At 71.9% G+C, this 20,239-nt stretch carries 17 protein-coding genes and 1 pseudogene; 8 read left to right on the top strand and 10 right to left on the bottom strand.

The genetic code is table 11. The annotated features are described in order from the left end of the window. Nucleotides 1-324 precede the first annotated feature (324 nt). Entirely contained in the window at nucleotides 325-1,734 is a 1,410-nt protein-coding gene (glnA, locus tag AAG688_RS01310; protein ID WP_411833570.1) for a type I glutamate--ammonia ligase, read from the bottom strand. Nucleotides 1,735-1,963: 229 nt separating this feature from the next. On the opposite strand from glnA, the pseudogene AAG688_RS01305 reads away from it, so the two are divergent. Continuing rightward, nucleotides 1,964-2,757 (top strand): annotated as a pseudogene (locus AAG688_RS01305) (undecaprenyl-diphosphate phosphatase). A gap of 70 nt (nucleotides 2,758-2,827) precedes the next feature. Beyond that, the gene (locus AAG688_RS01300) at nucleotides 2,828-3,649 is read left to right on the top strand and encodes a DUF4377 domain-containing protein (protein ID WP_411833569.1); all 822 of its coding nucleotides are present in this window, start codon (nucleotides 2,828-2,830) and stop codon (nucleotides 3,647-3,649) included. 36 nt (nucleotides 3,650-3,685) lie between these two features. Here the strand turns inward: AAG688_RS01300 and AAG688_RS01295 are convergent, their stop codons facing one another. The 9 genes from AAG688_RS01295 to AAG688_RS01255 all read right to left on the bottom strand — a co-directional run bounded on the left by AAG688_RS01295 (nucleotide 3,686) and on the right by AAG688_RS01255 (nucleotide 12,932). Continuing rightward, a complete protein-coding gene (locus AAG688_RS01295; protein ID WP_411833568.1) occupies nucleotides 3,686-4,309 on the bottom strand; it encodes a YbhB/YbcL family Raf kinase inhibitor-like protein in 624 nt (207 codons plus the stop codon). Nucleotides 4,310-4,372: 63 nt separating this feature from the next. Then, nucleotides 4,373-6,442: a tetratricopeptide repeat protein gene (locus tag AAG688_RS01290; RefSeq protein WP_411833567.1), complete on the bottom strand. Its 2,070-nt coding sequence runs from the start codon at nucleotides 6,440-6,442 to the stop codon at nucleotides 4,373-4,375. Nucleotides 6,443-6,666: 224 nt separating this feature from the next. Next, nucleotides 6,667-7,653, bottom strand: coding sequence for a YheT family hydrolase (locus AAG688_RS01285; protein WP_411833566.1), 987 nt, complete (start codon nucleotides 7,651-7,653; stop codon nucleotides 6,667-6,669). Nucleotides 7,654-7,807: 154 nt separating this feature from the next. After that, nucleotides 7,808-8,605, bottom strand: coding sequence for a lysophospholipid acyltransferase family protein (locus tag AAG688_RS01280; protein ID WP_411833565.1), 798 nt, complete (start codon nucleotides 8,603-8,605; stop codon nucleotides 7,808-7,810). A 94-nt stretch (nucleotides 8,606-8,699) separates the two neighbouring features. After that, nucleotides 8,700-9,128: a hotdog fold thioesterase gene (locus AAG688_RS01275; protein WP_411833564.1), complete on the bottom strand. Its 429-nt coding sequence runs from the start codon at nucleotides 9,126-9,128 to the stop codon at nucleotides 8,700-8,702. Nucleotides 9,129-9,270: 142 nt separating this feature from the next. After that, nucleotides 9,271-11,235, bottom strand: coding sequence for a phospholipase D family protein (locus AAG688_RS01270; protein WP_411833563.1), 1,965 nt, complete (start codon nucleotides 11,233-11,235; stop codon nucleotides 9,271-9,273). Further along, nucleotides 11,232-11,804, bottom strand: coding sequence for a YceI family protein (locus AAG688_RS01265; RefSeq protein WP_411833562.1), 573 nt, complete (start codon nucleotides 11,802-11,804; stop codon nucleotides 11,232-11,234). Before AAG688_RS01265 ends, AAG688_RS01270 begins: the two co-directional genes overlap by 4 nt. Next, on the bottom strand, nucleotides 11,801-12,277 hold the full coding sequence (locus tag AAG688_RS01260; protein ID WP_411833561.1) for a SixA phosphatase family protein: 477 nt from the start codon (nucleotides 12,275-12,277) through the stop codon (nucleotides 11,801-11,803). The genes AAG688_RS01265 and AAG688_RS01260 overlap by 4 nt, the downstream gene beginning before the upstream one ends. 22 nt (nucleotides 12,278-12,299) lie before the next feature. Further along, entirely contained in the window at nucleotides 12,300-12,932 is a 633-nt protein-coding gene (locus tag AAG688_RS01255; RefSeq protein ID WP_411833560.1) for an AAA family ATPase, read from the bottom strand. Between the two features lie 227 nt (nucleotides 12,933-13,159). On the opposite strand from AAG688_RS01255, the gene AAG688_RS01250 reads away from it, so the two are divergent. The 6 genes from AAG688_RS01250 (at nucleotide 13,160) to AAG688_RS01225 (ending at nucleotide 20,024) form a co-directional block, all read left to right on the top strand. After that, nucleotides 13,160-14,644: an AAA family ATPase gene (locus tag AAG688_RS01250; RefSeq protein ID WP_411833559.1), complete on the top strand. Its 1,485-nt coding sequence runs from the start codon at nucleotides 13,160-13,162 to the stop codon at nucleotides 14,642-14,644. A 231-nt stretch (nucleotides 14,645-14,875) separates the two neighbouring features. Beyond that, nucleotides 14,876-15,550: an ABC transporter ATP-binding protein gene (locus AAG688_RS01245; protein WP_411833558.1), complete on the top strand. Its 675-nt coding sequence runs from the start codon at nucleotides 14,876-14,878 to the stop codon at nucleotides 15,548-15,550. Next, nucleotides 15,534-16,523: an HlyD family secretion protein gene (locus AAG688_RS01240; RefSeq protein ID WP_411833557.1), complete on the top strand. Its 990-nt coding sequence runs from the start codon at nucleotides 15,534-15,536 to the stop codon at nucleotides 16,521-16,523. The genes AAG688_RS01245 and AAG688_RS01240 overlap by 17 nt, the downstream gene beginning before the upstream one ends. Then, on the top strand, nucleotides 16,520-17,488 hold the full coding sequence (locus AAG688_RS01235; protein WP_411833556.1) for an HlyD family secretion protein: 969 nt from the start codon (nucleotides 16,520-16,522) through the stop codon (nucleotides 17,486-17,488). Before AAG688_RS01240 ends, AAG688_RS01235 begins: the two co-directional genes overlap by 4 nt. Beyond that, entirely contained in the window at nucleotides 17,485-18,777 is a 1,293-nt protein-coding gene (locus AAG688_RS01230; RefSeq protein ID WP_411833555.1) for an efflux RND transporter periplasmic adaptor subunit, read from the top strand. The genes AAG688_RS01235 and AAG688_RS01230 overlap by 4 nt, the downstream gene beginning before the upstream one ends. Continuing rightward, the gene (locus tag AAG688_RS01225; RefSeq protein ID WP_411833554.1) at nucleotides 18,774-20,024 is read left to right on the top strand and encodes an ABC transporter permease; all 1,251 of its coding nucleotides are present in this window, start codon (nucleotides 18,774-18,776) and stop codon (nucleotides 20,022-20,024) included. The genes AAG688_RS01230 and AAG688_RS01225 overlap by 4 nt, the downstream gene beginning before the upstream one ends. Nucleotides 20,025-20,239 lie beyond the last annotated feature (215 nt).

Below are 20,239 nucleotides of genomic sequence, written 5' to 3'. Positions count from 1 at the left end.
GACGTGGGAGGGAGCTGCGGTTCATGGACCTCTCCTGGGTTTGCCCGGTTACAGCGTTGTTGCGATCTCCTGAAGCGTTTGCGGCGTTGCCGGATGTTGCCCCGGTTCCCCAACCGGGCAGAGGCTGCGGCGATGGCGACGGGTGGGAGGGGTGAACCGTCTCCATCGCCGCAGTAACCCTGTCGAAACGGACTCCGTCGGCACGGTGCTGCGGGCATTGCAGCGGGCCGGGAAGGATGCCGGCGCAGCATTGCCGCGCATCCGTTCCGGATGCCCGCCGCGCCGCGGGGGCCGGATATCCGCCCCTCCGCAGCGCATTGCGGGTCAGCTCGCGTAGTACAGCTGGTATTCGAGCGGATGGGTCGCCGCGCGGAAGGCGGTGACTTCCTTCATCTTCAGCGCGATGTAGGCGTCGATGAAGTCGTCGCTCATCACCCCGCCGGCCTTGAGGAACTCGCGGTCGGCGTCCAGCGCCTCCAGCGCCTGGTCCAGGCTGGAGCAGACCTGCGGGATGTTCTTCTCCTCTTCCGGCGGCAGGTCGTACAGGTCCTTGTCGCTGGGCGCGCCCGGATCGATCTGGTTCTTGATGCCGTCCAGGCCGGCCATCATCAGCGCGGTGAAGGTCAGGTAGCCGGATTGCAGCGGATCCGGGAAGCGGATCTCGATGCGGCGCGCCTTCGGGTTGGACACCCACGGAATGCGGCACGAGGCCGAGCGGTTGCGCGCCGAGTAGGCCAGCATCACCGGCGCCTCGAAGCCCGGCACCAGCCGCTTGTAGCTGTTGGTGCCGGAGTTGGCGAAGGCGTTGATCGCGCGGGCGTGCTTGAAGATGCCGCCGATGTACCACAGCGCCATCTGCGACAGGCCGCCGTAGCCGTCGCCGGAGAACAGGTTGGCGCCGCCCTTGGCCAGCGACTGGTGCACGTGCATGCCGCTGCCGTTGTCGCCGACGATCGGCTTGGGCATGAAGGTGACGGTCTTGCCGTTGCGGTGGGCGACGTTGCGGATCACGTACTTCATCCGCTGCAGCTCGTCGGCCTTGGCGACCAGGGTGTTGAACTTGGCGCCGATCTCGCACTGGCCGGCGTTGGCGACCTCGTGGTGGTGCACCTCGACCTCGATGCCGACCTGCTCCAGCGTCTTGCACATCTCCGCGCGCAGGTCGTGCAGCGTGTCGGTCGGCGCCACCGGGAAATAGCCGCCCTTCACGGTCGGGCGGTAGCCGGTGTTGGTGCCGCCGTAGCTCTTGCCGGTGTTCCAGGCGCCTTCCTCGGAGTTGATCTTGAAGAAGGCGTGGCCCATGTCGTTGGCGAACTGCACCGAGTCGAAGATGAAGAACTCCGGCTCCGGGCCGAAGAACGCCAGGTCGGCGATGCCGCTGGCCTTGAGGTAGGCCTCGGCGCGCTTGGCGATGCCGCGCGGGTCGCGCGCGTAGCCCTGCATGGTGGCCGGGTCGAGGATGTCGCAGCTCAGCACGATGGTCGGATCGGCGTAGAACGGATCCAGGTAGGCGGTGCTGGCGTCGGGCAGCAGCACCATGTCCGACTCGGCGATGCCCTTCCAGCCGGCGATCGAGCTGCCGTCGAACATCTTGCCGTCCTCGAACAGCGCCGGCTCGACGATGCTGACGGGGAAGGTCACGTGCTGCTCGATGCCGCGCATGTCGACGAAGCGCAGATCGACGAATTCGGCCTTGCTGTCCTTGATCAGCTTTTCAACATTGTCCGCGGACATCGCTTGGAACCTCGGGTGGGTTTGGAAGGGTGAGCAGGGAATAGCAATCGCCGTGCCAAGCCCAAGGCCACGCCAAGCCCTTGATTTGCAATGAAACCGCCGGGCTCGCGGCAAGTCCACGCACCTTCATGGTGCGCATTCCGGATGGAACGCCCCGGCTGGGTGCGCGTGCCGCCGATCCGGCCCATCCTCTATGCTGTGCGCCCATTGCCCCCCGCGATGCCGCCCCATGACGGATACGCTCGCCGCGCTGCTGCTCGGCATCATCGAAGGACTGACCGAGTTCCTGCCCATCTCCAGCACCGGCCACCTGCTGATCGCCCAGCACTGGCTCGGCGCGCGTTCGGACTTCTTCAACATCGTCATCCAGGCCGGCGCGATCCTGGCCATCACCCTGGTGTTCCGGCAGCGGCTGTGGCAGCTGGCCACCGGCTGGCGCGAACCGGCCAACCGCGACTACATCGGCAAGATCGCGGTGGCCTTCCTGGTCACCGCGCTGGTCGGCCTGCCGGTGCGGCTGGCCGGCTGGGAGCTGCCGGAGACGGTGACGCCGGTGGCCTGGGCGCTGGTGCTGGGCGGCGTGTGGATGCTGGCGGCCGAACGGCTGGCCGAGCGCCGCGGCGACGTCGCCGCGATCACCTGGAAGGTCGCCGTGCTGGTCGGCTTGGCGCAGGTGGTGGCCGGCGTGTTCCCGGGCACCTCGCGCTCGGCGGCGGCGATCTTCATGGCTATGCTGGCCGGACCAGCCGGCGCTCGGCGGCCACCGAGTTCGTGTTCCTGGTCGGCATCCCGACCATGTTCGCCGCCAGCGGCTACGCCTTCCTGGAACTGGCGATGGAAGGCGATCTGCGCGAGGAAGCCTGGGGCCAGGTGGCGCTGGCCTTCGCCGCGGCCACCGTCACCGGTTTCGTGGTGGTGCGCTGGCTGCTGGGCTATATCAAGTCGCACCGCTACACCGGCTTTGCCGTGTACCGCATCGTGCTGGGCGCGCTGCTGCTGGCGCTGATGCCAGCCGGCAGTTGATCGGTTCGGCTTCACCCCGTTTTCCGCGCCGGTGCGTTTGACTGCATCCCATCTAACGAGGACTGCCCCCATGACCCGCGCACTCCTGCCTTCCCTGCTCGCGCTGGCGCTGGCCGCCTGCGCGCGTGACAACGCTCCGGACGCCTCCACCACGCCCGTCGCGCCGGCGACGCCGGCGGCCGTGACCGCAGCGGCCACCGACGCACCCGCCCTGGAGGGCTACCACTGGCAGCTCAGCAGTGCCGCCGACGCCCAGGGCCGGCGCATCGACACCCTGTTCGCGCGCGACGACAAGCCGGTGCAGCTGGAGTTCGGCGAGGGGCGAATCGGCATCGCCAATACCTGCAATCACATGGGCGGCAGCTACGCCGCCAGCGGCGACACCCTCACGGTCGGCCGGCTGGTCTCGACCATGATGGCCTGCACCGACAACGCGCTGATGGCCCTGGACCGCGAGGTCGGCCAGCGCCTGGAAGGCCCGCTGGCCTATGCGCTGCAAGCCGGCGAAATGCCGCAGCTGACCCTGACCACCGCCGGCGGCGACGTGCTGACCTTCCTCGGCAAGCCCACCGCGCAGACCCGCTACGGCGGCCCCGGCGAGCGCGTGTTCCTGGAAGTGGCGGCCGAGACCAAGCCGTGCAGCCACCCGCTGATCCCGGACAAGCAATGCCTGCAGGTGCGCGAGATCCGCTACGACGAGAACGGCGCGAAGATCGGCGAACCGGGCCAGTTCCAGCACTTCTACGACGAGATCGAGGGCTATGCCCACGAACCGGGCGTGCGCCACGTGCTGCGGGTGGACCGCTACACGGTGAGGAACCCGCCCGCCGACGCCTCCGCCCACGCCTACGTGCTGGACAGGGTGGTCGAATCGGAAACGGTCAGGCCGTAGGGCAGGTTCCAGCCCGCCAGCCCCGCGCTTCCATGCTCAGGCCCGGTCCGCCCGCAACCGCGGATTGAGCGTATAGGTGCCCTGCCACTGCGCCTGCGCCAGCACGTGCCCCTGCACGGCATCGCGCACGTCGGCGGCGGTGAAGCGCTCCGGCAGGTCGAGCCTGGCCACGTCCAGCGCGTACAGGGTGAACACGTAGCGGTGCACGCGCGCGTCGTTGAACGGCGGGTACGGGCCGTCGTAGCCGAAGTAGTCGCCGCCCATGTCGGCGTCGCCGGCGAACCAGCCGGTGTAGTCGTTCAGGCCCTGGCGCGCGCCGGGCGGACCGGAAGGCTCGCGCTTGCCGCCGGGGGTGACGCCGTCGCTGCAACTGCCGGCGGCGATGGCGCGCACGTCCGCGTCGATGTCGATCACCGCCCAGTGCACGAAGTCAGCTCGCGGCTGGTCGGCGGGGATCTCCATGTCGTCGCGGCCGACCGTCGCGGCCACCGTCGGCGCGTCCGGGTCCACGCACAGCAGCGCGAACGAGGCGGCGCCGGCCGGCACGCCGTCCCAGCCCAGCTGCGGGTTGCGGTTGGGCGCGAAGCCGTCCGCCCGCCCCATCGCGAACGGCTCGGGAATCGGCTGGCCATCATCGAAACTCTCGCTCCACAGACGCATGCGGTCCTCCTGTTTCGTGGGATGAGGCGGTCATCGCGGCGGCGCGACGGCCGCCGCGTGGATTCAGATCTCCGGGTAGCCCAGCCGCTGCGCCACCGGCTCCAGCGCAGCGAACGGCGCCTTCAGCGCCTGCGCATAGTTGCGCCAGTGGCCGGCCGGGAAGCGGCCCGGGCCGGGCGGCGGCGGCGGCGGCATCGCCGTCTCCAGCGCCTGCCCGATGGCGGCCGAGATCGCCGCCGGCTCGTGCAGCAGGCCGTCCAGGCGGATCAGGCGATGCGGGTAGGCGTCGCGCTCGTGCAGTTCGGCCACGTGGGCCATCACCGCGGCCAGCCACTCGGCGGCCTGCTGCAGGTCGGCGATCGCCAGCGGCGCCGGCGCGCCGAACGCCAGCCAGTCCAGCAGCATGTCGCGCGGGTCGCGCAGGCCGATCAGCAGCACGCCGTGCGGCAGTTGCGGGCGCAGCGCGTGCAGCAGCGCGTTGTCCCACCACAGCAGCCAGTCGACGATGTTGTCGCCGGCGATGGCGCGGGCCGGGAATGCCGCGCGCCAGCCTTCGATCAGCGCCTGGCCGGTCATCTGCCCGCCGGCCAGCGCGGCCGGGGTGTTGTAGTTCTGGAAGCCGTCCTGCGGCGGTCCGGCGGTGAAGCGATCGGCGCGGAGCCAGCCGCCCGGCACGTTGACCACCGCCGCCATCGCCTCCACGCCGCTGCCCGGCGCGCCCCACAGCAGCAGCGGGCGCGCGCCCTGCGGCTCCGGCGGCGACGCCAGCGCCGGCCAGGCCTGCACCGGCTCGGTCGGCGTCCACAGCGGCAGCCGCGACGGTGCGGTTTCCTGCGCCAGCGCGGTCCAGGTGGCGACCGCGTCGGCCTGGCGGCCGGCGCGGTCCTGCACCAGGCCGAGCCAGTTGCGCAGGTTCTGCCGGGCCAGCGGCTCCTGCGCGGCGTCGATCAGGGACTGCACGCGGGCGATGGCCGCGGCCGGTTCGTCGCGCGCCAGCAGCGCCTCGACCAGCCGCTGCTCGGCGCTGGTGCGGCCGGGTTCGCGCTCGACGATGCGCTGCGCCACCGCCTCGGCGGCGACGGCGTCGCCGGCGTGATCCAGCGCGGCCATCTGCGCTTCCAGCGCCGGCAGGTGCGCAGGCATCGCGTTGACCCAGCGCTGGGCGACCGCGCAGGCCTCCGCGCTGCCGATCGCTTCGAACAGCAGTCGCGCCAGCCACAGGTCGTGCGAGTCCGGCGTGGTCGCCAGCGCCGCGTCGAGCGTGTGGCGGGCGTCGTCCCGCGCGTCGAGCCGGCGCCAGGCCTCGATGATCGCCAGCAGGGTCTGGCGATCGCGCGGCTGGGCGGCCAGCGCGGTACGCAGCAGTTCCAGCGCCTCGGCATCCTGCCCGGCGGCCAGCCGCAGCTGGCCGGCATAGCGGTGCAGGGCCGGGCTTGCGCCGGACTTGAGCAGCGGCGCCAGCTCGTCGGCGGCCTCGGCCGGGCGGCCCTGGCGGTGGATCAGCTCGGCGATCAGGCTGTGCAGGCTGGTCGCGGCCGGGTTGCGCTCGACGATGCCGCGGAAGGCCTGCTCAGCGAACGCCCAGTGCTGCTTGGCCATGTAGATGAAGCCGAGCGCATAGCGGATCTGCGCATCGTCCGGGGCCTGCTGGCTGGCCGCCACGACCAGCCGCAGCGCCCGATCGGCGTCGCCGCGGCGCAGCGCGACCATGCCGTCGATGGCGGCCAGTTGCGGGTGATCCGGCGCGACCCGCGCGGCCAGCCGGCTCAGCCGCTCGGCCTCGTCCAGGTCGCCGCGGCCCAGCGCCAGCTGCGCCTGCATGGTGTAGGCCATGAACTGGTTGGGATCCAGGCCGCTGGAGGCGGCCAGCGCGGCCAGCGCCTCGTCGTTGCGGCGCGCGCCGATCAGCACGCCGGCGCGGGCCAGGTGCAGCTCGGCGTCTTCCGGCGCCAGCGCGATGGCGCGGTCGATGCTCTCCAGCGCCGCCTCGGCCTGGCCCTGCTGCTGCAGCGCGGCCGCCAGCCAGCGGTGCGCCTGGGCGTCGTCGGGATTCTCGCCGACCAGGATCTGGGCGGTGGTCAGCGCCATCGCGCTGTCGTTGCGGCGCAAGGCCTGGATGACGGGGTCGTACATGGATGCGGGTCTGCTGCGGGCAAACCGCGATTGTAGCCCGGTGCCCGCCGGCGGCCGGCGGTCGGAAATGGCGCCTGGGCCGCCGTGAGGCACGGGGCGGGCCGCCGGCAGGGCGGGGAGCCGAGCAAGCTCGGCTCTACAGCGTCAAACCTGTCGTAGGGCCGAGCCTGCTCGGCTCGCCGCGGACCAGGCGCGCGGCAAAACACTCCAGGTGCGTGACGCGCCTAGCCGGCCGCCGCCAGCCGGTCGGCCACCCAGCGCTCGGCGAAGCCGTCGCCGGCGGCGTTCTCGATGAAGCCGCAGTGGCCGCCCCACGGCGCGATCTCCAGCCGCGCCAGCGGCGGCAGCCGCCAGTGGCGGAAGCTGTCGAAGGGGATGACCGGGTCGTCCTCGGCCATCAGGATGTCGGCCGGCACCCGCAGCCCGGCCAGCCGCTCGCCGGCGATCGAATAGCCGTCGAAGTACTCGTCGAGCGAGGCATAGGCGGTGTGCCGGCGCACCAGCCAGTCGGTCAGCGCGCGGATGTCCAGCGCCAGCACGGCGTCGTCGAAGTCGTGCCGCCGCGGGAACAGCGCGCGCTTGCGCAGCAGCGAGCTGCGCCACTTGCGGGTGAAGTACCAGTCGTACAGCGCCGGGCCGCTTTCGATGTGGCTCATCGTGGTGGCCGGATCCAGCACCGGGCACACCGCCGCCACCCGCCGCAGCGGCAGGCCGGCCTGCGGCGCGCGCAGCGCCAGCCGCAGGGCGAAGTTGCCGCCCAGCGAATAGCCGGCCACCACCATCGGGCGGGGGGCGAAGCGCCGGCCGATGTCGGCCACCGCGTGCACCACCTCCTCGATCCGGTTGGAGTGGAAGATGTCCTCGTTGAGGTGGTGGGTGTCGCCGTGATCGCGGAAGTTCAGCCGCACCACCTCGTAGCCGAGCGCCAGCATGCGCGCGGCGGTCATGCGCATGTAGCTGGACTCGGCGCTGCCCTCCCAGCCGTGCAGCAGCACCGCCAGGCCGCGCGCCGGCTGCCCGGGCAGCGCGCTGTGCCAGCCCTGCAGGCGCACGCCGTCGCCGCCGTCGAGGATGTGCTCGGTGGTCACCGCACCGCTGCTGGCCAGCAGGCGCTGGCCGCGGTGGCGGCGCAGCGCGCTCGAACCCAGCACCGATTGCAGGTGCGGGTTGCGCAGCCAGCGCGGCGGGCGGTAGTCGGCGACGGCGGTCATGGGGGCAAGGTAGCGCGGATGACGGTGCAGTGCACCATTCCGTGGCTTCGCTGAAGGTTTCTCCGGGTCCGGGCCGCCCGCGCCGGCGCGGCCCTGCTTCTGCTGTCACGGAACCGGCGCGGCGCGGCGGACACCCGCGGCCGCGGCTCGCGGATCAATCCGACGCCATCGCCACGACGATGCGCTCGCGCGAGAGCTCGGCGATGCGCCGGCGGCCCTCGACGTCGGAGACGCGGATCGGCTCCAGGAAGCAGATGTCGGCGCTGCGCGCCGGCTCGCCGAGCAGGCGCACGAAGTTGGCGAAGAAGCTCTCGCCGGGCGCGAACGCCACCCGCGGCTGCGCCGCGCCGCGCGGCCCGTAGCGCAGCGCGACCGGCTGCACCGGCACGTCGGCCTCGACCGCGGCCAGGAAGATGCGCGCATGGAACGGCCCGACCGCGTGGCCGTCGCGGGTGCGTCCTTCCGGGAACACCCCGACCGAATGCCCCTCGCGCAGCCGCCGCAACATCTCGTGCAGCACCCCGCCCAGCGATTCCTGGCTGCCGCGCTTGTGGAAGATGGTCTGCCCGCGCGAGGCCAGCCAGCCGACCAGCGGCCAGCCGCGGATCTCCTGCTTGGCGACGAAGCCCATCATGCGCTGGCTGTGCAGCGCCTCGATGTCGATCCAGCTGACGTGGTTGGCGACGAACAGCGTCGCCCCCGGCAGCGGCGTGCCGACCCGGCGCAGGCGGAAGCCGAAGATGCGCATCAACCCGCCCGACCACCAGCGCACCACCGCGTGCTCCAGGCGCTCGCCGCGCACGCGCAGATCGCCCATCGGCGGCAGCATCAGCAGCAGGATCGCCGGCAGGCCGATCGACAGGTGCAGCAGCAGCAGCGGCAGCCGGTACAGGTAGCGCGCGGCGCGCGCCAGGCCGCCGCCGGCAGCGGCGGAAACGGGGGGGTTGTTCATGGGGCGCCACGATACCGGATGGTCCGCCGCAGCGCGAAGCCGGTCCGGTGCGGCCGCGCAATCCGGCCAGACCATTGGCAGACCGGCGCCGCCTTCATGGCCGCGCGACCGGCACCACTGCCAGGGTCAGCCGCGACACGCACACCGGCTTGCCGTCGTCGTTCTCGATGCGGATCTCCCACACCTGGGTGCTGCGGCCGACGTGCAGCGCGCGCGCGGTGCCGGTGACGGTGCCCTCGCGCATGGCGCGGATGTGGTTGGCGTTGATCTCCAGCCCGACCACCATTTCCCTTGTCGTGTCCACGCACAGGTTGCCGGCGATGCTGCCCAGCGTCTCGGCCAGCGCCACCGACGCGCCGCCATGCAGGATCCCGTATGGCTGCACCGTGCGCGCATCGACCGGCATCGTCCCGCGCAGCCAGTCCTCGCCGGCCTCGGTGAGGACGATACCCAGGTGCGAGACCAGGGTGTCGCGGGCGTGGGCGTTGAGGGCGGGGAGGTCTACGGGGCGGAGGAAGGGCATGGGATGGAGGGACTGGAGGCTAGGGGCTAGAGGCTAGGGGCTAGGGGCTAGGGGCTAGGGGGATGTTGCATCGACTGTGGCAATAAAGCACTCGCAAATTCCAAGGGCCTTTTCCTAGCCCCTAGCCTCTAACCCCTAGCCTCTAAAGAATAGGCACCAACCCCGCCCCGAACGCCGTCAGCACCCGCGTATACAGCCACTTGGCGCCGATGTTGACCTCGGGGAAGTCGCCGACCGGGACGTGGCAGCGGTGGAACTGCGGGTCGCGCGGGCCCAGCGGCTGCGGGCAGTCCGGACCGGGGCGGAATTCGTAGCTGGTGGCGTAGCGCCACGGCCATACGTCGAACAGCGGCAGCGCCTCGGACACCTTGCCCAGGCTGTAGTCCAGGCCGGAGAACACCGGCGGCTTGGCGCGCGGGGCGATCACCCACGAGTTGGCCGGCGCGATGTCGCGGCGGATGCTGGCCGCCAGCGCCTGCGCGAAGCCCTCGTCCTCGATCACCACCGCGCTCTCGGTGTTGTAGTTCTCCGAGCGCGGGTCGAAGTTGTGGGTGCCGATCACGGCGATGCGGCGGTCGATCACCATCGACTTGGCGTGCAGGCCCATGCGGATGCCGGCGCGCTTGAGCGGCAGCGGCTCGGAACCGGCGCCGCTGCTCAGGAACGAGGGCCGCGACTCGGTGCGCTGCAGCCGGCGGGTGGTTTCGCCAGCGCCGGCGCGCCCGGACGGACCGGTGGATCCGGACGGTCCCAGCGAACCCGACGGGCCGAACGGCCGCGGGCGCGGTTCACTGCCGGGCGGCGGCGGCGGTGCCGACAGCGCGGCGTAGTCGACCGGCGCGTCCTCCGGGAACGGCTTGTACTCGTAGATCTGGAAGCCGAGCTCGCGCAGGTGGCGGCGCTTGTACTTGAACGACATCGAGTAGACGACCGGGTTGTCGGTGGCCGCCAGGCTGTTGGTGGAGACGATGATCTCCGGCGGCGGCCGGGCGAGGCGAAGCTCGCGGAAGACCTCGCGCGCCCGCTTCGACAGCACCAGGTACGGGGTCTGCAGCAGCACCTCCTCGCGCGCGTTGCGGATCAGCGCCTCCAGTTCCGGCCCGGCCGGCGCCGCGTCCGGCACCGCGCTGCGGCGGTGCTTCTGCGGCAGGTCGGCGGCGTAGCGGACCGCGCCGACCGGATGGGCCTGCCGCACGAACAGCGCGTCCATCAATTCCGCGTCGTCGGCCTCGCGGCGGATCTCCTCGACCCGCGCCGGGCGCAGGAAGTCGCGCGCCGGCATCGCCGGCACGCCCTCGCGCAGCAGCGTGCGGCCGACGTCGTTGAGCGCCTCGGCCGGGGTGCTGCGGCGCGCGTTCCAGAACAGCTCGAAGTTCTCCGCCATCGCCCGCGCCTCCGGCCCGGCGATCAGCACGTCGCGGTCGCGGAAGTTGTACTCGGCGTCCCAGTCGTAGTAGTCGTCCTGGTAGTTGCGCCCGCCGGTGACGCCGATGCGGCCGTCGATCAGCAGCAGCTTGGTGTGCATGCGCTGGTTGAAGCGGCGGAAGCAGCACAGCACGCTGCCGGCGTAGTCGAAGTAGTTCAGCTTGGCCTTGCCGAAGCTGGGATTGTAGATGCGCACGGACAGGTTCTCGTGCGCGCCGGACAGCGCGGCCAGGATCTGCAGGTCGGCGATCGCCGAGAGCTGGTCGATCAGCAGGCGCACGCGCACGCCGCGGCGGGCTGCGGCCAGCAGTTCGTCCAGCACCAGCCGCGCGCTGTCGTCCTTGTCGAAGATGTAGGTCTGCAGGTCGATGCTTTCGCGCGCGCTGCGCAGCAGGTTCAGCCGCGCCAGCAGCGCGTCGCGGCCCTCGTCGAGGATCAGCGCGTAGTGGCGCGGCGCCTGCGCGGTCGATTCGGCCAGGGCGGCATCGCCCAGCGCGTGCAGCGGCGAGGCGATGGCGCAGTTGTCCGGGCCGGCGCAGTCGACCACGTCCGAGCGCGCGGCCGCGGCGATGCCGGCGGCGCGCTGCTTCTGCGCCTGCGACAGCCCGGCGCAGGCGCTGCACAGCAGCGCGAGCCACAGCACCGCGCAGCGCGCGGCCAGGCGTCCGGCAGGCAGGTTCATTCGGTATCGGTTTCCTTCACGCGTGCGCGCAGCACGAATACCACGCGGTCGTTGACCGCCAGCTTCCAGTCGTCCATGTCGAAATCGCTGCGCCGCACCGTGCCGGTAGCCACCACGTCGCAATCATAAGCCGGACGCGCGCATCCGGCCGGCGCGACGACCAGCGTCTCCGGCCGGCTGATGCCGCGGATCACCAGGTTGCCGGGCAGCTTCCCGCCCTGCGCCAGCAGTTCCGGCTCGTAGGGCCGGGAGGTGAACACCACCTGCGGCCAGCGCGCCGACTCGAAGAACTTCTCCCCGCGCGCCCATTGCGTGTAGCGCGGATGATCGAGGATCTCGACCTCGCCGGTGAACATGCGCAGCAGCACCTGCTGGCGGCCGTCGGGCAGCCTGCTCACCTGGCCCTCGTAGGTGGGGAACACGCCCTCCAGCTTCTGCCCCCAGCGCGTGCTGAGCTGGAAGCCCAGCCGCGTATGCGCCGGATCGAAGTCGCCGCCGGCCCAGGCGCACGGCGCGCACAGCAGCATCCCTCCCAGGCCCAGCCAGCCGCGCCGGGCGATGGGGGTCATGGCCACCAGAAGGCGGACAGCCGCGCCACGCCCGGTTCGATCGCGGCCTGGTCCGGCAGCGCCAGCACCGCGATGCCGGCGGTCGGCATGCCGCGGTAGTCGCCGGACTGGCCGCTGTGCATCAGCGCGGCCAGCCGCTCGAAGCCCGGGTTGTGGCCGACCATCATCAGCCGCCCGGTCTCGCGGTGGGCGTCGGCCAGCCCGGCCAGGGTGCCGGCGGTGGCCTCGTAGATGGCGTCCTCCAGCCGCTGCTCGACGTAGCCGATGGCGGTCAGCACGGCCTCCAGCGTCTCGCGCGCGCGCCGCGCCGGCGAGCACAGCACGCAGTCCGGCACCAGCCCGTTCTCGGCCAGCCAGCGCCCGGCCGCCTCGGCCTCGGCCAGGCCCTGCGGCGACAGCGGCCGGTCGATGTCGGCCTGATCGGGCAGGGTCGGCTCGGCATGCGCGTGGCGCAGCAGGATCAGTTCACGCATTCGCGCATCTCCGTCATGGGGTTCAGGCTTTCTTGATCCATTTCAGCAGCGGCTCCCAGTCGGCCTGGTGCTCGCGCACCTGCGCGGAGCGGTAGTCGAACAGGCTGCGGCCTAGGCCGGCCAGCACCACGTAGGCCTGGGTGTCGCGCAACTGGGCCACGACCGGGTACGGCCAGGCCTTGAGCATCTCCAGCGCCTGCTGCGAGGCGTTGGTCCACGGCTTGCTGCGGTTGATCACCAGCCCCACCGGCAGCTTGCGCTTGTGCACCCGCGGCACCTTGGCCAGGGTGTTGAGGAAGTTGACCGTGGCCTCGATGTCCAGCGCCGACGGCTGCACCGGCACCACGATGGCGTCGACGTGATCGAGGAAGCCGTCCAGGTCGTCGGCCATCGCGCCGGCGGCGGCGTCGATGACCACCCGCTCGGCGTCGTCCGGCAGCCAGGTGCGCCAGGCGCGGCGGCCGCTGGCGTCGATCGGCAGCACGGCGCTCTCCAGTTCGGCGCGGCGCTCGGCCCAGCGGGTCGAGGACCCCTGCGGATCGGCATCGACCAGCACCGTGCGCCTGCCCTCCAGCGCGAAATGCGCGGCCAGGTTGGTGGCTATCGTGGTCTTGCCGGCGCCGCCCTTGGAGCTGGCGACCAGAATCGTCTTCATGCGCGCACCTCGTTGTCCGGGAAACCGCAGCGTACACCGCGGGAAGTTAAGGGGGCAGGGGTGGGGCTTAGGGGCTAGAGGCTAGAGGCTAGAGGCTAGGGGCTAGCGACAGATACGCACTGTCTCCAGCGACACGCTCGTTCTTTTCCCTAGCCCCTAGCCTCTAGTCCCTAATCCCTAACCTCCGCCCCCCTGCTATCTTTCCCGCCTCACGCAACGGACGCCCCATGAACGAGCTGCAAGATCTGACCGCGCTGATCCGCGCCAACACCCCGCTGATCGTCGTCGAGACCCAGGACGAGGCGCGCGTGGTCGAGCTGTTCCGGCAGGCGCTGGCGCAGGTGTGGCGGGCGCTGTACCGCTGGACCATCACCGAAGGCCTGCGCCGCATGGACATGGACCGCGAGGACGAGGCCGAGGGCCCGCCCGACGCCAGCGCCGCGCTGCAGGCGATGAAGCAGGCCGAGCAGCGCGGCATCTACCTGCTGCTGGATTTCCACCCCTACCTGGGCTACGCCAGCAGCCAGCGCCAGCTGCGCGACATCGTCCAGCGCCGGCACACGCTGCCGCACGTGGTGGTGCTGATCGGCTCGAAGATCGAGCTGCCGCCGGAACTGGACGCGCTGGCGGTGCGCTTCAGCCCGCGCCTGCCCGACGCCAACGCGCTGCTCAAGCTGGTCCGCGAGGAGGCGGCGCACTACGCGCGCGAGCACGGCGGCCGCCGGGTCGAGGCCGACCAGGAGGCGGTGCGCCAGATCGTGCGCAACCTGCAGGGCCTGAGCCTGACCGACGCCCAGCGCATCGCCCGCCAGCTGATCTTCGCCGACGGCGCGCTCAGCGCCTCCGACCTGCCGCAGCTGGCCAGGCTGAAGTTCGAGCTGCTCAACCGCAGCGGCCACCTGCACTACGAATACGACACCGCGCAGTTCGCCGAGGTCGCCGGCGCGGCGCGGCTCAAGCGCTGGGTCGAGCAGCGCCGGGCGGTGTTCGTCTCCGGCAACGCGCCGCCGGGGCTGGACCCGCCCAGGGGCATGCTGCTGCTCGGCGTGCAGGGCTGCGGCAAGTCGATGCTGGCCAAGGCCACCGCCGCCGGCTTCGGCGTGCCGCTGCTGCGGCTGGACTTCGGCACCCTGTACGACAAGTACCACGGCGAGACCGAGAAGAACCTGCGCGCCGCGCTGGCCTCGGCCGAGCAGCTGGCGCCGTGCGTGCTGTGGATCGACGAGATCGAGAAGGGCCTGGCCAGCGGCGGCGGCGAGGACGGCGGGGTGTCGCGGCGCGTGCTCGGCTACCTGCTGACCTGGATGGCCGAGCGCAAGGGCGCGGTGTTCATCGTCGCCACCGCCAACCAGGTCCACGAGCTGCCGGCCGAACTGCTGCGCAAGGGCCGCTTCGACGAGATCTTCTTCGTCGACCTGCCCTCGCCCGACGCGCGCGTGGAGGTGCTGCGCGTGCACCTGTCGCGGCGCGGGCTGGACGCGGACGCCTTCAACCTGCCGGCGCTGGCCGCGGCCGGCAACGGCTTCTCCGGCGCCGAGCTGGAGCAGGCCATCGTCTCGGCGCTGTACGCCGCCCACGCCGAGCAGCGGCCGCTGGACACCGAGCTGGTGATGCAGGAGATCCGCGGCACCCGCCCGCTGTCGGTGATCATGGCCGAGCAGGTGCAGGCGCTGCGCGAGTGGGCGCGGGATCGCACGGTGGCGGCGGATTGAGAAGGCCCGGCGCGGCGGCGGCCGATTGCGCGGCCGCGGCGCCTCTGTGATGCTCGCGCCTGCCGTGACGGAACGCCCCCAGCCGATGAAGCCAGCCGAAGACCCCGATCGCCCCCGCCCCACGGATGGGCCTGCCGGCGGCACGCGCGCGCGGCCGCGCCGGGAACCTTCCCCGCGTCCCGAGGGTCATGTCTGGCCGGAACAAAGTCGCGAGCGGGGAATCGTGCGTCCATGATCGAACTGCGTGATGTGCGCCGCCACTACGCGATGAGCGGCCAGACCGTGCACGCGCTCGCCGGCGTGGACCTGCGCATCGAGGCCGGCGAGTTCGTCGCCATCACCGGCCCGTCCGGCTCGGGCAAGTCCAGCCTGCTGAACATCCTCGGCTGCCTGGACCACCCCAGCAGCGGCCACTACCTGATCGAGGGCCGCGACGTGGCAAGCCTGGACGACGAATCCAGCAGCGACATGCGCAACCGGCGCATCGGCTTCGTGTTCCAGAGCTTCCACCTGCTGCCGCGGCTGACCGTGCTGGAGAACGTGCTGCTGCCGTTGCGCTTCCACCGCCAGCCCCCGCCCGGCGCGCGCGATCGCGCGCTGGCGCTGCTGGATCGCGTGGGCCTGCGCGAACGGCGCGACCACCGGCCCAACGAGCTTTCCGGCGGGCAGATGCAGCGCGCCGCGATCGCCCGCGCGCTGCTGCTGCAACCGGCGCTGCTGCTGGCCGACGAGCCCACCGGCAACCTGGATTCCAGGAGCGCGGCCGACGTGCTGGCGTTGATCGACGAAGTGCACGCGGGCGGACAGACCGTGGTGCTGGTGACCCACGATCACGACGTGGCGGCGTGCGCGCCACGCCAGGTGAAGCTGCGCGACGGGAAGATCGAGCATGACCAGAAACATTGATCGCGCCCGCGCGCTGCTGCTCGCGTTGGGCCTGTGCGGCCTGCCGGCCCACGCGGTGGTGCTGACCGGCGAGGTGCGCGCGGTGGACGCGCAGCAGATCATCACCCCGCAATCCAACAGCTCGCCGGTGGTGATCCGCTACTACGTGCCCGAGGGCCAGCGGGTCAAGGCCGGCGACGTGGTGCTGCGCATCGATCCGGGCCAGTCGGCCAGCCGCATCCCCGACCTGGAGGCCGAGATCGAGCAGGCCCAGGCGAAAAGCGCCAAGGAAGTGGCCGAACTGGAAGTGAAGGCACTGGACGCCGGGCTCGCGCTGATCGACGCCGAGGCCGAGCTGGGCATCGCCCGGCTCGACGCCACCATCCCGCGCGAACTGATCTCCGGACTGGACTACGACCGCAACCAGGGCGAGCTGGATCGCGCCGGGCGCGAGGTCGAGCTCAAGCGCAAGGAGCTGGCGGCGGCGCGCGCGGCGGTGCAGCGCCGCATCGAAGACGCGCGGTTGCAGGTGCAGAAGCTGATCCTGCAACGCGACTACCACGCCGCGCTGGTGCTCACCTCGGAGGTGCGCGCCGACCGCGACGGCATCGTCGTCCACGGCTTCAACAACAATTGGATCGGCGGGCGCATCGACGAAGGCTCCTCCACCATGCCCGGCAGCAAGGCCGGCGAGGTGGTCAGCGGCGGCCGGATGAGCGTGCGGGCGTGGGCGCTGGAACCCGATCGCCGGGACCTGCGCGCCGGCCAGCCGGTCGAGTTGAGCTTCGACGCCCTGCCGGGCAAGCGCGTCCCGGGCCGGATCGAGTCCATCTCCGGCGCGCCCGACAGCAAGCCGGAATGGGGCAAAGGCCGCTATTTCGCCGTCGACGTAGCGCTCGACACCTCCGGCCTGGCGCTGATGCCCGGCATGAGCGTGCGGGTCGTCGCCCGACCGCAGGCGACGCCGGCCACCGGCGCGGGAGCGGTGCGATGAGGCGCGCGATGATGATCCTGCTGCTGGCCGCCGCGACGACGGCGCCGGCGCACGCGGCCGCCCTGCGGGTGGACGGTGAGGTCTATGCGCAGAGCAGTTCGCCGCTGATGCCGCCGGCGGTGGATCGGCTCTGGCAGTTCAACATCACCCGGCTGGCCCCGGACGGCAGCCGGGTCACCAAGGGCGACGTGGTGGTGGCGTTCGACAGCAACGAACTGGTCCGCCAGCTGAGCGAGAAGCAGAGCCTGTTGCAGGAGAAGAAGCGCGAGCTGGAGAACCTGGAACTGGACCTGGCCGAACGCGAGCGCAGCGAGCGCCTGGCCACCGCCGAGGCCGAGTCGCAGCAGGAGAAGGCGCGCCGCAAGACCGAGCAGCCGCGCCAGCTGGTCGCCGCGCTGGAGTACGACAAGCTGGTCGAGCAACGCCGCCGCGCCGAACTGCGCGCGCAGCTGGCGGCGCGGCGCGAACGGCTGGCGACCGAGCAGCGCAGGCAGGAGCGCCGGCTGGTGCAGTCGCAGCTGGCGCAGCTGCAGGCCGACGTGGACCGCCTGCAGGCCTCGATCGCCGCGCTCAACCTGGCCGCCCCGCGCGACGGCGTGATCATGCACAAGAGCAGCTGGAGCGGCGAGAAGTTCGACGTCGGTTCGCAGGTCTGGCGCGGCCAGACCATCGCCGAGATCCCCGACACCACGACCCTGGCCGTGCGCGCGCAGCTGCCCGAGCGCGATCTGCGCCGGGTGTCGGTCGGCGCGCCGGCACGGATCGTGGTGGAAGGCGGCGGCGGCAGCGTGCACCTCGGCAAGGTGGCGAGCATCGGCCGGGCGGTGCGCAGCAAGTCGCAGGTGCAACCGGTGCCGGTGCTGGACCTGGACATCCGCCTGGACGATCCGAAGGCGCGGCTGCGCCCGGGACAGGCGGTGCGGGTGGAATTGATCGTCGCCGGACCCCGGGAGAAGCAATCGTGAGCCGCATCCGGCATTCGCTGTGGCTGGCCATGCCCGCATTGCTCGCCGGCGCGCTGGTCGCCTGCGGCCCGGCCGCGCAACCACCGGCCAGCGAGACCGTGGTCCGCGGTCCGTTGGTGCTCAGCGTGGTCGGCGAGGGAGAGCTGCGTTCCTCCAGACCGACGCCGCTGAACGTGCCCGGCAAGAACTGGGCGGCCCGCCAGGTGACCTGGATGCTGCCCGAGGGCAGCCTGGTCAGGAAGGGCGACCTGCTGGCCCGCTTCGTCTCGCCCGAAGGCGAGCAGCAACTGGCGCAGGCGCTGATCGATCTACAGCGCAACGCGCTGGCGCGCGCGGCCAAGAGCGGTGAACTGGACGCCGGCCAGGGCCGCGTGGCGGTGGATCTGTCGCAGGTCGCGGTGCAGCTGGGCATCGCCCAGCGCTACGCTGAGGCCGATCTCGGCACCATCGCGCGCAACCAGGTGCTCGACGCGATCGAGGACGTGGGCTACCTGGAGGTCCGCCAGGACGTGCTCGAATGGCGGCGCGACCAGTCCGGCGTGCGCGGCGGCGCCGAGCTGGCCGTGCTGGACGCGCAGCGCGCGACCTTCGACATGAACGCCAGGACCCGCCAGGCCGACATGGACGCGCTGGAACTGCGCGCGCCCAACGACGGCGTGCTGCTGCTGACACCCAACTGGTCGGGCGACAAGCCGATGCCGGGCGCCAACCTGCGTGCCGGCTTCGAGTTCGGCAGCCTGCCGGACACCGCGGCGATGGAGATCGAGATCGACCTGCCGCAGATCGAGGCGCAGGGCGTGCAGGTGGGCGCCGCCGTGGAAATGCACCCGGTCGGGCGGCCCGACCAGCGCATCGCCAGCACCCTGTCCTGGGTCGCCAGCGCGGCCAAGGTCAAGGGACGCGAGAGCCCGGTGAAGTACCTGTCGATGCGCGCGCCGGTGCCGGCCGAGGCGGTCGGCAAGTACGGCCTGATCCCCGGCCAGCGCTTCCAGGCCAGGGTGGTGCTGCTGGACGCGCCCGAGGCGCTGGGCGTGGCCAACGTCGCCATCGAGCAGCGCGACGGCCGCGCCTGGGTGCGGGTGCGCGAGGGCGGGGAGTACGTGCCGCGCGAAGTGGAACTGGGCGTGCGCGGGACCGCGCGCTCGCAGGTGCTGTCCGGACTGAAGCCCGGCGATCAGGTACTGCTGTCGGCGGGCGCGCAGGCGCCCGCTCCCGGCGAGTCCGGGGAAGACGCAGCGCAGGCGGCCGCCGGCCAGGCCGGCGACGACAGCGCGGGAGCGGCGCGATGAACCGCCTGCTGACCCGTCTGCCCGCGGTCTGGCGCGAGGCCGTCGAGGAACTCTGGCGCCGCCGCCTGCGCACGCTGCTCACCCTGCTCGGCCTGATCTTCGGCGTCGGCGCCATCGTGGCGATGCAGGCGGTCGGCGAAGGCAGCCGCCGCGAGGCGCTGCGCCTGGTCGAGGGACTGGGCCTGCACAACCTGATCGCCGAGGCCAAGCCGCAGGACGAGGCGACGCTGAAGGAAACCCGCGAGCGCAGCCTGGGCCTGAGCGTGGCCGACGCCGAGGCCGCGCTGGCGGTGGTGCCCGGCGCCGAACGCCACGGCGCGGAAAAGCGCATCCGCACCCATTCGGTGTTCAGCGACAGCGGCCGCAGCGATGCGCAGGCCAGCGGCGTCGGCGCGCACTGGTTCGACCTGTCCTCGCTGCGGGCCGGCCAGGGCCCGCTGCTGGACGCGGACGACGAGGCGACGCTGGCGGCGGTGGCGGTGCTCGGGCACCAGGCCGCCGCGGATCTGTTCCCGCAAGGCGGCGCCGTCGGCGGGCTGGTCAAGGTCAACCACGTCTGGCTGGAGGTGGTCGGCGTGCTGGCCGATCGCGATCTCGGCCAGGACAGCTTCGAGGGCGTGCAGCTGGGCTCGGAAAGCAACCGCATCTACCTGCCGCTGGCGAGCGCGAGCGCGCGTTTCCGCTTCCAGCCGCAGGAGGACGAGGTGGATCGCTTCCTGCTGCGCCTGGACGACCCGAACAAGCTGGCCGCGGGCGCCGGCGTGCTGTCGGCGGTGCTGGACCAGCGCCATGCCGGCGTGACCGACTACCAGCTGATCGTGCCGCAGCAGCTGTTCCAGCAGCACCAGCAGACCCAGCGCATCTTCCAGGTGGTGATGGGCGCGATCGCCGGCGTCAGCCTGCTGGTCGGCGGCATCGGCATCATGAACATCATGCTGGCCAACGTGCTGGAGCGGCGGCGCGAAATCGGCCTGCTGCGCGCGCTGGGCGCGCGGCGACGCGACGTGATCGCGCAGTTCCTGCGCGAGGCCAGCGTGATCTGCATCGCCGGCGCGCTGCTGGGCCTGCTGTTCGGCGCGGCGCTGGCCTACCTGATCGCCACCTTCGCCGGCTGGCAGGTCGCCTGGGCGCCGCTGCCGATCCTGCTCTCGGCCGCGTTCTGCGCGCTGGTGGGCCTGGGCTTCGGCGTCTATCCCGCGCGCCAGGCCGCGCAGCTGGATCCCATCGCGGCGCTGCGGCACGAGTGAGGCCGGCGCCGCCGGCCGAACCAGCCTTGTAGAGCCGAGCTTGCTCGGCTTGCTGCTGCCCGGAGACAAGCAGCAGCCCTGGCAATGCCCGCCGCACCGCATCGCGGCGACCTGGGAGCCGAGCAAGCTCGGCTCTACAAGAGGAATAACCCCGCCTCGGACGCTCGTGCCGGACCGGCCTCGTGGAGCCGAACTTGCCCGACTCGCCCTCAAAC

The sequence above is a fragment of the Pseudoxanthomonas mexicana genome, from assembly GCF_046736355.1.
GTDB lineage: Bacteria > Pseudomonadota > Gammaproteobacteria > Xanthomonadales > Xanthomonadaceae > Pseudoxanthomonas_A > Pseudoxanthomonas_A mexicana_B.
This window is presented reverse-complemented; position numbering and strand designations above follow the sequence as displayed.

Bases quoted from the DNA above. Each gene is read 5' to 3' on its own strand.
- AAG688_RS01265 (WP_411833562.1), bottom strand. From the start codon at position 11,804: ATGACCCCCATCGCCCGGCGCGGCTGGCTGGGCCTGGGAGGGATGCTG.
- AAG688_RS01300 (WP_411833569.1), top strand. From the start codon at position 2,828: ATGACCCGCGCACTCCTGCCTTCCCTGCTCGCGCTGGCGCTGGCCGCC.
- AAG688_RS01245 (WP_411833558.1), top strand. From the start codon at position 14,876: ATGATCGAACTGCGTGATGTGCGCCGCCACTACGCGATGAGCGGCCAG.
- AAG688_RS01250 (WP_411833559.1), top strand. From the start codon at position 13,160: ATGAACGAGCTGCAAGATCTGACCGCGCTGATCCGCGCCAACACCCCG.
- AAG688_RS01255 (WP_411833560.1), bottom strand. From the start codon at position 12,932: ATGAAGACGATTCTGGTCGCCAGCTCCAAGGGCGGCGCCGGCAAGACC.
- AAG688_RS01235 (WP_411833556.1), top strand. From the start codon at position 16,520: ATGAGGCGCGCGATGATGATCCTGCTGCTGGCCGCCGCGACGACGGCG.
- AAG688_RS01280 (WP_411833565.1), bottom strand. From the start codon at position 8,605: ATGAACAACCCCCCCGTTTCCGCCGCTGCCGGCGGCGGCCTGGCGCGC.
- glnA (WP_411833570.1), bottom strand. From the start codon at position 1,734: ATGTCCGCGGACAATGTTGAAAAGCTGATCAAGGACAGCAAGGCCGAA.
- AAG688_RS01275 (WP_411833564.1), bottom strand. From the start codon at position 9,128: ATGCCCTTCCTCCGCCCCGTAGACCTCCCCGCCCTCAACGCCCACGCC.
- AAG688_RS01260 (WP_411833561.1), bottom strand. From the start codon at position 12,277: ATGCGTGAACTGATCCTGCTGCGCCACGCGCATGCCGAGCCGACCCTG.
- AAG688_RS01290 (WP_411833567.1), bottom strand. From the start codon at position 6,442: ATGTACGACCCCGTCATCCAGGCCTTGCGCCGCAACGACAGCGCGATG.
- AAG688_RS01285 (WP_411833566.1), bottom strand. From the start codon at position 7,653: ATGACCGCCGTCGCCGACTACCGCCCGCCGCGCTGGCTGCGCAACCCG.
- AAG688_RS01225 (WP_411833554.1), top strand. From the start codon at position 18,774: ATGAACCGCCTGCTGACCCGTCTGCCCGCGGTCTGGCGCGAGGCCGTC.
- AAG688_RS01240 (WP_411833557.1), top strand. From the start codon at position 15,534: ATGACCAGAAACATTGATCGCGCCCGCGCGCTGCTGCTCGCGTTGGGC.
- AAG688_RS01270 (WP_411833563.1), bottom strand. From the start codon at position 11,235: ATGAACCTGCCTGCCGGACGCCTGGCCGCGCGCTGCGCGGTGCTGTGG.
- AAG688_RS01295 (WP_411833568.1), bottom strand. From the start codon at position 4,309: ATGCGTCTGTGGAGCGAGAGTTTCGATGATGGCCAGCCGATTCCCGAG.